At 73.0% G+C, this 12,290-nt stretch carries 9 protein-coding genes; 6 read left to right on the forward strand and 3 right to left on the reverse strand.

Going from position 1 to position 12,290, the window contains the following annotated elements:
- The first annotated feature begins 150 nt into the window (after positions 1–150).
- Positions 151–1,485 carry a hemolysin family protein gene (locus ACH427_RS30195; RefSeq protein WP_398874609.1) on the forward strand — a complete coding sequence of 445 codons (1,335 nt, stop codon included), beginning with the start codon at positions 151–153 and terminating at the stop codon, positions 1,483–1,485.
- Positions 1,482–2,594 (forward strand): hemolysin family protein, encoded by a 1,113-nt coding sequence (locus tag ACH427_RS30200; protein WP_398874611.1) that lies wholly within the window; start codon positions 1,482–1,484, stop codon positions 2,592–2,594. Before ACH427_RS30195 ends, ACH427_RS30200 begins: the two co-directional genes overlap by 4 nt.
- A 323-nt stretch (positions 2,595–2,917) precedes the next feature.
- Here ACH427_RS30200 and ACH427_RS30205 read toward each other — a convergent pair whose 3' ends face one another.
- Positions 2,918–4,837, reverse strand: a complete 1,920-nt coding sequence (locus tag ACH427_RS30205; RefSeq protein WP_398874613.1) for an AAA family ATPase — start codon at positions 4,835–4,837, stop codon at positions 2,918–2,920.
- Positions 4,838–5,316: 479 nt separating this feature from the next.
- Positions 5,317–5,907, reverse strand: a complete 591-nt coding sequence (locus ACH427_RS30210) for a uridine kinase (RefSeq protein ID WP_398874615.1) — start codon at positions 5,905–5,907, stop codon at positions 5,317–5,319.
- Between the two features lie 162 nt (positions 5,908–6,069).
- On the opposite strand from ACH427_RS30210, the gene ACH427_RS30215 reads away from it, so the two are divergent.
- The 4 genes from ACH427_RS30215 (at position 6,070) to ACH427_RS30230 (ending at position 11,891) form a co-directional block, all read left to right on the forward strand.
- Positions 6,070–7,407, forward strand: a complete 1,338-nt coding sequence (locus ACH427_RS30215) for a C39 family peptidase (protein ID WP_398874617.1) — start codon at positions 6,070–6,072, stop codon at positions 7,405–7,407.
- A gap of 137 nt (positions 7,408–7,544) precedes the next feature.
- Entirely contained in the window at positions 7,545–8,162 is a 618-nt protein-coding gene (locus ACH427_RS30220; RefSeq protein WP_398874619.1) for a GNAT family N-acetyltransferase, read from the forward strand.
- Positions 8,163–8,436: 274 nt separating this feature from the next.
- Positions 8,437–9,273, forward strand: a complete 837-nt coding sequence (locus ACH427_RS30225) for an SAM-dependent methyltransferase (RefSeq protein WP_398874621.1) — start codon at positions 8,437–8,439, stop codon at positions 9,271–9,273.
- Positions 9,274–9,341: 68 nt separating this feature from the next.
- Entirely contained in the window at positions 9,342–11,891 is a 2,550-nt protein-coding gene (locus ACH427_RS30230; protein WP_398874623.1) for an EAL domain-containing protein, read from the forward strand.
- Here the strand turns inward: ACH427_RS30230 and ACH427_RS30235 are convergent.
- Positions 11,828–12,289, reverse strand: a complete 462-nt coding sequence (locus tag ACH427_RS30235) for a DUF779 domain-containing protein (protein WP_398874625.1) — start codon at positions 12,287–12,289, stop codon at positions 11,828–11,830. The two genes, ACH427_RS30230 and ACH427_RS30235, sit on opposite strands and share 64 nt — an antisense overlap.
- Position 12,290 lies beyond the last annotated feature (1 nt).

The raw sequence follows: 12,290 nt of genomic DNA on the forward strand, positions 1-12,290 counted from the left end.
GGCACACCGTGCCCCGCCCCGCACACGCCGTTCCGGCCGTGGACCCCACGGCCCCGTGGGGCACCTGCGAACCGAGGAGTGACTCCCTCCGGCAATGGACGGATCGTCCTGTAGTACCTGCGCCGCCGCCCACCGTGACGAGGCGGCGGCATGAGTGTCACCGTGTCCCTGCTGCTTCTGGCGGCAGCGCTCTTCCTCATTCTCGCGAACGGCTTCTTCGTCGCCGCCGAGTTCGGCCTGGTGACCGTCGAGAAGCCGGAGGCCGAACGGGCCGCCGCCGCCGGCGACCGCCGCGCCCGCACCGTCGTCGCCTCCCTGCGCGAGCTCTCCTTCCAGCTCTCGGGCACCCAACTCGGCATCACCATCACCTCCTTGGTGGTCGGCATGCTCGCGGAGCCCGCCCTCGGACGGCTGCTCACCGGGCCGCTCACCTTCGCCGGACTGCCGGAGGGCGCCGCCCCCGGCGTCGCCGTGGTGACCGGCATGCTGGTGGCGTCCGCCGTCCAGATGGTCATCGGCGAACTGGTGCCCAAGAACTGGGCCGTCTCCCGGCCCCTCCAGGTCGCCCGCTTCGTCGCCGGCCCGCAGCATGCCTTCGCGCACCTCTTCCGGCCTGTGATCACTCTGCTCAACACGGTCGCCAACCGGCTCGTACGGGCCCTGGGCGTCGAGCCCGCCGAGGAGCTGGCCTCCGCCCGCACCCCCGGTGAACTGGTCTCCCTCGCCCGGCACTCGGCGCGCGCCGGTGCCCTGGAGCAGGACACCGCCGACCTGTTCGTACGGACCCTCTCGCTCGGCGGGCTCACGGCCCAGCACGTGATGACCCCCCGGGTGAAGGTCAGCGCCCTCCAGTCGACCGCGACCGCGGAGGACGTCCTCAACCTCACCCGCGCCACCGGCCTCTCCCGCTTCCCGGTCTACCGGGAGCGCCTGGACGAGGTCGTCGGCATGGTCCACCTCAAGGACGCCCTCGCGGTCCCCGGCCACGACCGGCTGCGCACCCCGGTCGGCCGGATCGCGGTCGCGCCCATGCTCGTGCCGGGCACCCTGCCCGTGCAGCCGCTGCTGGAGCAGCTGCGCAGCGAGCAGCCGATAGCCGTCGTCGTCGACGAGTACGGCGGCACGGCCGGTGTGGTGACCCTGGAGGACATCGTCGAGGAGCTCGTCGGCGAGGTGCGCGACGAGCACGACGACGAGGACGCCCGGCCCGAACTCGCCCCCGTCGCCTGCGAGGACGGCCGCGCCGCCTGGGAGGCCGACGGCGGCTGCCGTGTCGACACCCTGCGCCGCGTCGGCCTGGAGGCGCCCGACGGCCCCTACGAGACGGTCGCCGGTCTGGTCGCCGGTCTCCTCGGCCGGATCCCCGCCCCCGGCGACACCGCCGAACTGCCGGGTTGGCGGCTCTCCGTACGACAGGTGGCGCACCACCGGGCCGAACGGGTGCGCCTGGTGCGTACCACCGGTGCCAAGGGGGAGCAGCGATGAGCGTGCTGCAACTCCTCTTCGCCGTGCTGCTGGTGCTGGCCAACGGCTTCTTCGTGGGCGCCGAGTTCGCGCTCGTGTCCGTGCGCCGCAGCCAGATCGAGCCGAGGGCCGCCGAGGGCTCCGCGCGGGCCCGTACGGTGCTGACCGGGCTGGAGAACCTCCCGCAGATGATGGCGGCCGCGCAGTTCGGCATCACCATCTGCTCGCTCACCCTCGGCGCGGTCGCCGAACCGACGGTCGCGCGCCTGCTGGAGCCCGTCTTCCACGCGGTGGGGCTGCCCGACGGGCTGGTCCACCCGCTGGGCTATGTGATCGCCCTGGCCCTCGTGGTCTTCCTCCACCTCGTCATCGGCGAGATGGTGCCGAAGAATCTCGCGATGTCGGCGCCCGACCGCGCCGCGCTGTGGCTCGGTCCGGGGCTCGTCGCCTTCGCCCGGCTGTGCCGGCCGGTCACGGCCCTCCTCGGCGCCTGCGCGCACGGGGTGCTGAGGCTGTTCCGGGTCGAGCCCAAGGACGAGGTCGAGGCGGTGTTCACCAGCGAGCAGCTCAACCGCCTGGTGGAGGACTCCCGCCAGGCCGGTCTCCTCGAACCGGCCGAGCAGGAGCGGCTGGAGGACGCGCTGGAGCTGGGCAGCCGCCCGGTCACCGACGTCCTCCTCGACCCGGCGGCGCTGGTCACGGTCGCCCCGTCCGTCACCCCCCGGCAGATCGAGGAGCTGACGGTACGCACCGGTTACTCCCGCTTCCCGGTGGCCGGCCCCGGCGGCGCCTTCATGGGCTACCTGCACGTGAAGGACGTCCTGGACCTGGAGGACCGCGAGCGGGCCGTGCCGCAGCACGTCTGGCGGCGGGTGGAGACCCTGCGGGCCGAACTCCCGCTGGACGACGCGCTCACCGTGATGCGGCGCGCGGCCGCGCACCTGGCCGCTGTGACAGACGCGTCCGGGAAGGTGCTGGGTCTTGTGGCGCTGGAGGATGTGCTGGAGATGCTCGTGGGCGAGGTGCGGGATCCTTCGCACCGGGTGGCCGCGCCGGTGCGGCCTCTGGTGCCGGAGCTTCGGGCGAAGCCGGTGCTTGTGGCGCGGGAGCGGGGTGTGATGGCGGGCTGAGGCGGGGGCGCGGCACCCGCCGCGTGGCGGCGCGTGCCTCGGCCTCCGGCGTGCGGGTTTTGTTGCCTCCCCCGGACGCAGTCCGGGGGTGCCCCCAGCGGCGGGGGCGGCCTGCGGCCGCGTCCTCAGGCGCCGGACGGGCTGTTTGTTCCCCGGCCCCGCCCCTTCCCGGCTGTGTCTGATGTGCGGCTCCGCCGCGTGGGGGGCAAGCCCCCAGGCCCCCGGAACTGGGGCTGCGCCCCGGACCCCGCAACACGCTTCGCGCGTTGTCCTCGCTCTCCCCCAGCTACCGCTGGGAGGTGCCCCCAACGGGCTGTATATCGTCACGGCGGGTCCTGGGGGTCTCGGGATTCGCGGCGGGGGGAGGCCCAGCCCGGGCCCGAGAGGACCTCGCCGTATGCCTGCATCAGGTCCGCCAGGCGCAGTGTGGCGAGGTCGTCCCGGGTCGGCGTGCCCGCGTACCCCGACAGGCGGAGGTCGCGGTAGGCGCAGCTCTTCTCGTAAAGGGTGCGCAGGAAGCGGCCGTTGCCGAGCTCGTCGATCCAGCCCTGCTCGACGACGTGGGAGCTGACGCTGCGCAGCTCCTCCAGCGCCTCCTCGTCCCACTGGTCGCCGTTCTCCGCGGCCAGCACCTGGCCGATGCTGGTGAGTTCGCGGGGGCGGTAGCTGGGGAAGTCCACGCGGGTGGTGAAGCGGGAGCCCAGGCCGGGGTTGGCGGCGAGCAGCCGGTCCATGCCCTCGGGGTAGCCGGCGAGGATGACGACGAGCCGGTCGCGGTTGTCCTCGGCGCGTTTGAGGAGCACCTGGAGGGCCTCGTCGCCGTACGCGTCGCCCTTGCTGTAGCCGGAGTTGGAGAGGCTGTACGCCTCGTCGACGAAGAGCACCCCGCCGAGGGCCGAGTCGATCAGCTCGTTGGCCTTGACCGCGGTCTGGCCGAGGAACTCGCCGACCAGATCGGCGCGCTGGGCCTCGACCAGGTGGTCGCCGCCGAGCAGTCCCAGGGCGTAGAAGACCCGGCCCAGGATGCGGGCCACGGTGGTCTTGCCGGTGCCCGAGGGGCCGGAGAAGACGAAGTGCCGCTTGGGCGGCTGCACCGGCAGCCCCTGGCCCGCCCGCAGCCGGGCCATGTGCAGCTGGGCGGAGAGCGCCCGCACCTGCCGTTTGACGGGCTCAAGGCCCACCATCCGCTCCAGTTCGGAGAGGGCCTTCGCCAGCAGCACGGGGTCGGAGGGGCCCGGCGCCGGCTGGGGCGCGGGCTGTTGCGGCACCGGGATCCGGGTCATCCGGCGTAGGCCGTCGGGGCCGGCCTGTGCCGTACCCGTGGGCTCCGGGCCGGTGCCGGTCAGCAGGTCGCGGCCGTCGAGGGGGTCCGGCGCGGACAGGGAGTCCGGCTCGCCCGCCGTGTCGGCGGGACCCTCGGCGCCCGGGCCCGGCGGGCCGCCCGAGGGCACCGGGGCCAGGTCCAGGTGGTCGTCCAGGCCGTCCCCGTCGGCGATGGCGGTCAGCCGGGCGGAGGTGTCCATGAAGGACGGGTCGACGCGGTGCACGGCGCGGTAGAGGGGGAGGGCGGCGGCGCTGCGGCCGGTGCCCTCGTGGGCGCGGGCCAGCCAGTAGCGCAGTTCCTTGCGCTGCGGCTGCTCGCTGCGGCAGCGCATCAGGGCGGCGGACAGCAGCGGTTCGGCCTGTCCGTACATCTCCAGGCGGACCCGGGCCATGCCGCCGAAGAGCCCCGCCTCGATGCCCAGCAGCGGATCGTCGAGCAGCGGCTCGGTGTGCCGGACGAGCTGTTCCCAGTCCTTGACGAGGTAGGCGCGGCAGGCGTGCAGGAAGCGGGCCTGGGGGTCGGTCTCGACGGGCGGGCAGTCGGCCAGGGCCCGGTCGAGCTCGGGCACATGGCGACCGTCGAGCCAGTGCGAGGCGTGGGCGAGGAGCAGGTCGCGGCCGCTCTCCAGGACCGGCTGGACCCACCAGCCCAGCCAGTACCAGGAATTGAGGGTGCGCCGGTGGCGGGTGCGCTGCTCGCCGAACCGCTCGCGGTGGCGGTACATGCGCAGCAGTGCCGTGGTCGTCTCGGCGCGCAGCGCGTGCAGGCCGAGCCAGGCGTCGGCCATGCCGGGATCCGCCCCGACCGCGGCCCGGAACTCCTCCTCGGCCTGCGCGTACGCGCCCATCGTGTAGGCGTCGACGGCGCGCAGCCAGGCGAGATCGGCCGGGGCGGGTGGGCCCTGCATGCCGAAATCCATCACGTCCCCCACAAACCCTGCCCCCGTAGCGTGCAGCCGGGCGATTGCCTGGCGCGCCTTGCCGAACCGCTGTGCTGTGGACGGGAGTTGACCAGTGTGCCGACACGCCAGCCGATAAGTGTGCCGACTGGCATCGTACCTGCGTGGTCGGTGGGGGCCGAAGGGTGCGGCACCGCTGTTCACGGCGCGGGGGCGGTCCCGAGGGGCCGGAAAGCGCTCCGGAAGATGGTCACCCAGGGTGAAGGGGGCGGTGGAGCAAAGCGCTCAAAAGGGGGTGACGTGGAAAGTACGAAGCCCCCGATCACGGGGGAACAACCGGGGGCTTCGCGTCCTGCGGCGACTCGCGTCGGCCGCCTAATGAGAACGTAAGTCCTGTACGCCCCCTCGGTCAAGCCGAGTTGGCGCACTCGGCGGGGATCGGTCGAGGACGACCGGTGGACCGGCCCCGGTTGCTCACCGAGCGTGAGCACGAGGGCGGTTCAGGGGCTCTCTTGGGGTCCCGGCAGCACCTCGTACCCCTCCTTGCACTGGAGAATCAGGAGTTGTGCGCGCGGGCGCGTCGGGTCCGTCGAGAAGTGGCGCTGCTCCGCTCGCTTCCAGCCGTCCCAGAAATCGGTCAGTTCGGGACCATCACGGAGTTGACCCCTTTCCCACGAGCGTTCATCCGTCAACTCCATCCACAGCAGACACGCCAGATGGGGGAGCAGCTCCCGGCGGCCGGCTCCCACGCCCTCCACGAGCACGACCGGCGCGGGCGGGAGCGCGCGCTCCTCGGCGAACCGCCGGGCCACCCAGTCGTAGGCGCGGTAGCGGGCCGTCTCGCCCCGGGCCAGCGGTTCCAGGACCCAGGAGCGCAGCCGCCCGGTCCAGCCGAAGAGCTCCTCGTGGGTGGCGAGGTCGTCCAGATGGAGGACCGGGGCGCCACCGAGGGCGGACGCGAGGCGGGCGGCGAAGGTGGTCTTGCCGGAGCCCGCGTGGCCGTCGACGGCCACGAGCCGCACCGGCCCGAGGGACGGCCGGAGCGCGCGCAGTTCCCGGGCGAGCGGCAGGAGGGTGCTGGGGTCGTTCACGATCCCACGTTATGCGCGGTACGGGCCGGGTCGTACCGCCCGGGGCGGCGCGTGCCCTCCCGGGGGACGGGGCCCGGTGACGGGACCCCGTTTCGACAAGGGGCGGGACCGGGGAGAAGCCCTTCGCCACCCCCACCGGCGCCCGACCACGAGGATCACGCCATGTCCAGCAGACGCACCGTCCTGGCCGCCGCACTCGGCGCGGCCGCCGCCGCGGTCACCACCCCCGGACCGGCCTTCGCCGCCCCTTCGGGAGGAGGAACCATCGACTACCACGCCTGGCTCACCCCCGCCGACTGGCGGCAGGGCACCGCCCACGGCACGGGGGCGCGCGCGGGCCACCGCCCCGGCCTGGTCATCGACCACCCCGCCGGCACCCTCGACCACCAGGACCCGCACACCGGCACCACGGCCACCTGGGAGTACGCCACCTGGACCGGCCCCGTCCACCGGCTGACGGCCCCCGCCAGCGAGATCGTCGCCTCCTGGAACGCCCACGCGCCCGCCGGGACCTGGCTCCAGGTCGAGCTCCGCTGCGCCTACACCGGCGGCGGCCGCACCCCGTGGTACGTGATGGGCCGCTGGACCGCCGGTGACGCGGTCGGGGACATCCGGCGCACCTCCGTCGACGGCCAGAAGGACGGCAGGAGCAGCGTCTCCACCGACACTCTCGCCGTCGACGACCCCGCGACGGGCCTCCGGCTGGCCTCGTACGAGCTGCGCCTCACCCTCCTCCGCAGGCCCGGCAGCGGCCTGACGCCCACGGTGTGGCGGCTCGGCGCCATGGGCTCCGACATCCCCGACCGCTTCTCCGTGCCCGCCTCGGCACCGGGGGAGGGGACGGGGCGCGAGCTGCGGGTGCCGCGCTATTCGCAGGAGATCCACAAGGGGCAGTATCCGCAGTACGACAACGGCGGCGAGGCGTGGTGCAGTCCGACCTCCTCGCAGATGGCCGTCGAATACTGGGGCCGGGCGCCGTCGGCCGCGGATCTCGCCTGGGTGGACCGCGCGTACGCCGATCCGCAGGTCTGCCAGGCGGCCCGCCTCACCTACGACTACCAGTACCAGGGCTGTGGCAACTGGCCGTTCAACGCCGCCTATGCCGCGACCTACCGCGACATGCAGGCGGTGGTCACCCGGCTGCGTTCCCTGAACGACGTGGAGAAACTGATCCACGCGGGAATTCCCGTGATCACCTCGCAGTCCTTCCTCGCCTCCGAACTCGACGGGGCCGGCTACGGCACCGCGGGTCACTTGATGTGTGTCGTCGGATTCACCCACGGCGGCGATGTGGTGGCCAATGACCCGGCGAGTGCGACGGACGCCGCGGTCCGACACGTCTACAAGCGCCGCCAGTTCGAGAACATCTGGCTGCGGACGAAGCGCCGCAATGCGCAGGGGCAGGTCAAGAGCGGCACGGGAGGGATCTGCTATCTCTACTTCCCGGCCGAACCGTCGCCCGCGCAGCGCCGGGCACTGGCGGCCGTGGGAGTCCGCTGATGTCCATGTGCCGGTGAATACCGCGTCATCCGGCGGCCATTCAGGCCGTACCGCATTCGCGCCGACGGCATGCTCCACCGGTCCGTACGATCGTCGCGGCGTGAGAGCCACGTCATTTCGTACGTGAGGAATGAGCCGTGACCGTGCATCAGGACACCGCCGTCGTGCCGGGAATCCGCCGGGCCGTCGCGGGGGAGCGGGACGAGATCCGCCGGCTGATCGGGGAGGGGTTCATGGCCGATCCGGTCAGCGGCTGGGTCTTCCCGGACGAGGAGCACCGGCGTGCCGCGCAGCCGGAATTCTTCGGCGTGTATCTGGACGCGGCGCTGCGCGACGGCTGGGCCGATGTGACGGACGACCTCTCGGCGGCCGCGCTGTGGCTGCCGGTGCGGGCGGCGGGGGAGGGCGCGGAGGAGGACGACCTCGGTGACCGGCTCGTCCGCGCGGACCGGGGCAACGAGCGCGTGCGGATCGTCGGTGAGCTGACGGCCCGGGTGCACCCCGCCGACCGGTCGCACTACTACCTGCCGGTCATCGTCACGGCGCCCGGCCGCCGGAACCAGGGCCGCGGCCGGGCGCTGCTGGCGACGGCCCTCGACCGCTGCGACCGGGAGGGCGTACCGGCCTATCTGGAGGCGAGCAATGCGCGCAGCAAGAGCCTGTACGAGCGCCTCGGCTTCGTCTTCACGGGCACGGCCGTGGAGCTCCCCGAGGGCCCGCCGATGTGGCCGATGTGGCGAGAGCCCCGGTGCTGAACCCCGTGCAATTCATGATCAAATCGAGGAAGGGCGGTGCAAAGGGTTGCGCATGTGCCCGTTGTGGCCGTAGAGGTATGTGAGGGGGGAAGTGGGAGAGATGCATCTCACGTGCGAAAGTGGTTTTGGGGTACTTCGGGGGGAGCACCCGCAGGGAGCAGGGGCGAACCGCGGTTAAATGCGGATCGCAGATTTCCACTTGCTTCTTCCATTCGAACGGGCGATCAGTAGCCTCTGCTCACATGTCCGTTCGATGAGCTGGAGAGACAGACTGATGGAGCGTCCCACCTGGGCCCCCCAAGGCATCGACCTTTCCGTGCCGAGCGTGTCCCGCATCTACGACTACTACCTGGGCGGCTCGCACAACTTCGAGGTCGACCGGGAGGCCGGGCGCAGGGCCATCGACGCCTTCCCCGGCCTGCCGAAGGTCATGCAGGCCAACCGGGCCTTCATGCGGCGGGCCGTGCGCTACGCCGCCGGCCGGGGCGTGACGCAGTTCCTCGACATCGGCTCCGGCATCCCGACCTTCGGCAACGTCCATGAGATCGCCCAGGAGGCGGCCCCCGGCGCGCACGTCGTCTACGTCGACCACGACCCGGTCGCCGTCGCGCACAGCCGCGCCGTCCTCGCGGGCAACGCGCGCGCGGCGATCGCGGCAGCGGACCTGCGCGCGCCGCTGGACATCCTGACCGGCGAGGAGGTCACCAGGCTCCTCGATCTTCGGCGGCCGGTCGCGCTGCTGCTGGTGGCCGTCCTGCACTTCATGGAGGACCGCGACGACCCGTGGGGCGCCGTCGCCGAGCTGCGCGACGCGCTCGCCCCCGGCAGCCTGCTGATCCTCACCCACGCCACCACCGACAGCGGTCCGATCAAGCCGGAGGAGGGCGAGCGGGTGGAGGGCGTCTACCGCGGTGTCGGCTCCCCGCTGCTGATGCGCTCGCACGGCGAGGTGGCCCGCTTCTTCGACGGCTTCGAGATGGTCGAGCCGGGCCTGGTGCCCATGCCGATGTGGCGGCCCGAGGCCCCGGTCGCGGGCCGCGCGGGCACGGCGGACCCGGGCGACGATCCGGCGATGTACGTAGGCTTCGCCGGGGTGGGGCGCAAGCCGTGAACGAGATCTCAAGCGGAACCGCAATCGGAATCGGCGGCAGCGCCGGTGCCGGGCCGAGCCCCGGGAGCGTGGCGCCGGCCCTGGGCACCATGGCCGGCAGGGCCGCCGGGTTCCGCGTACGCGGCGGCCGCGCACCGGACTGCCCCACACAGCCGAGCAGCCTGGGGAAAGGCGAACCGAGCGAGGGCCCCTGCTGCGACGAGGGCCTCGCGGAGCCGGCCGCTCCGTACGGCTCCCGCGCCCAGGAGCACAACGCCCATGCCCACCGCGACGGGCACCCGGAACCGGGAACGGAACCGGTGGCGGAGCCTGCCGCCGACCCGCGGGGCACCGGTGTCCCGGGCGCCGACCCGCGGGGCACCGGCGGCCGCGGTGACGACCCGCGGGGCACCGGCGTCCAAGGCCCCGGTATCCAGGGCCCCGACGGCCGGGCACTCGGGATCCTCGCCTCCCTCCCGCGTCACGGCGACGACCCCGTCCGTGCCGACAGCCTCAAGCGCTTCGCCGCGATCTGGGGCCGGACGGTCTATCCGGCGACGACGACCCATCTGACCCGTGCCGAGTTCGAGAACCACCTCGTCCCGCTCGCCGGACGGCTCGGTGCCGCCCTGCGCACCCGCCCCTTCGACCCCACGGCCGCCGCCGAGGTCGGGGCCGCGCTCGTGTCCGCCCACTGCACCGACCCCGAGGCCCTCCCGCTGATCCTCAGCGCCATCGACTCCTACCTCCTGGTCTACTGCCCGCCCGGCGGCGGCCTCTCCGAAGCCGAGGCCCGCGACCGGTGCGCCCGCCTCCAGCACTCCCTGGCCGCCGGCTTCGCCCGCGCCCTGCGCGAGCGCACCCTGGCCGAGCAGGAGGCCCTCTCCCGCGCCGCGCTCGCCGCGCAGGCCGAGACCGAGAAGGCCCTGCACACCAGCGAGGCCCGCTTCCGCGCCGTCTTCGAGGGCGCCGCCATCGGCGTCGGCATCGCGGACGTCGAAGGCCGCATCATGGACGTCAACGACGCCCTCACCCGGATGTTCGGCGGCATGGCCCAGGACGTCATGGGCCGCAACGTCGGCGAGATGGTCCACCCCGACGACTCACCCGAGGTCTGGGGCCTCTACAAGGAGCTCATCAGCGGCGAACGCGACTACTACCGCGTCGAGAAGCCGTATTACCGCGGCGACGGCAGCGTCCTGTGGACCGACCTGTCCGTGGCCCTCCTCCGCGACGCCCACGGCCGGCCGCAGTACCAGCTCGCGCTCATGGAGGACATCACCGAGCGCAGGCTGCTCCACGAGCGGCTGCGCTACGAGGCCACCCACGACGCCCTCACCGGCCTGCCCAACCGCACCCTGTTCTTCGAGAGCATCGACCGCGCCCTCACCGCCCCCGCGGACGACGGCGGAACCGCCCGCTTCGGCCTGTGCTATCTCGACCTCGACGGCTTCAAGGCCGTCAACGACAGCCTCGGCCACGCCGTGGGCGACGAGCTCCTCGTCGCCGTCGCCGAACGGCTCCGCGCCTGCGCCACCGCCCCCGCCGAACTCGTCGCCCGCCTCGGCGGCGACGAGTTCGTGGCCCTGCTCACCGGGCCGTCCGCCCAGGCCGACGCCATCGCCCTCGCCCGCCGGATGCTGACGGCCCTCTCCCGCCCGATCCGTCTCGACGACCGGGACCTGTCCGTACGCGCCAGCATCGGCATCGTCGAGGGCGCCGCCGGCGAACTGGGTGCCGCCGAGGTGCTGCGCAGCGCCGACATCACGATGTACCGCGCCAAGGCGGCGGGCGGCAACCGCTACGAACTCGCCGACGCCGACGCCGACTCCGACGCCCGGGTCATCGCCCGGCACAGTCTCACCAACCGGCTGCCCGCGGCGCTCGACAACAGCGAGTTCTTCATCGAGTACCAGCCGCTCGTCGGCCTCGCCGACGGCGCCGTGCGCGGTGCCGAGGCACTCGTCCGCTGGCTGCACCCCATCCACGGCGTGCTCGGCCCCGACCAGTTCATCCCGCTCGCGGAGAGCACCGGCCTGATCGTGCCGCTCGGCCGCTGGGTCCTCCAGGAGTCGCTCCGGCAGGCACGGGCCTGGCAGGAGGGCTGCTCGGGGAAGGCGCCCATGCGCGTCAACGTCAACCTCTCGCCGTCGCAGCTGCGTTACCCCTCCCTGGTCGCCGACACCGTCGCCGTCCTGGAGGAGTCCGGCCTCGCCCCGTCCGCACTCTGCCTGGAGGTCACCGAGAACGCGCTGATCGGCGCCGACGAGGAGGAACTGCGCCCGTTGCGCCAACTCGCCGACATGGGCGTGGACATCGCCCTCGACGACTTCGGCACCGGCTACTCCAATCTCTCCTACCTGCGCCGGCTGCCCGTCAGCACGCTCAAGCTCGACCGCTCCTTCACCCGCGGCATGCAGCACGCGCCCGCGGACCCGGTGGACGTGAAGATCGTCGAGGGCATCGTCTCCCTCGCCCACACGCTCGACCTGTCCGTGACCGTCGAGGGCGTCGAGACCGGCACCCAGGCCGAGCACCTGCGGATCCTCGGCTGCGACACCGCGCAGGGCTGGTACTACGCGCGGCCGGGCCCGCCGGAGCGGCTGCGGATGCTGTCCTTGGTGGACGCCGCGTCGTAGGGCGGCGCGCCGGGCCCACGGTCCAGGGCGCCCGCCTCCTCGTCCGTCAGCAGCCTCGACCGGACGAGGAAGCGCACCCCCTCCGGCGCCTCCAGCGAGAAGCCGCTGCCCCGCCCCGCCACCACGTCCACGGTCAGGTGCGTGTGCCGCCAGCGCTCGAACTGGTCCGCCGACATCCAGAACCCGACGGGCTCCGCCACCCCCTCCACCACGAGCGAGGCCAGCAGCACGTCGGAGCCACCCGTACGGAACTCGCCGTACGGATAGCACATCGGCGAACTGCCGTCGCAGCAGCCTCCGGACTGATGGAACATCAGCGGCCCGTGCCGTTCCCGGAGCCGTCGGATCAGCTCGGTGGCGGCAGGGGTGAGCGCGACGCGGGAGAGGTCCTTGTCCATG

Source organism: Streptomyces sp. NPDC020379, assembly GCF_044387105.1.
In the GTDB taxonomy this organism is placed as follows: Bacteria; Actinomycetota; Actinomycetes; order Streptomycetales; family Streptomycetaceae; genus Streptomyces.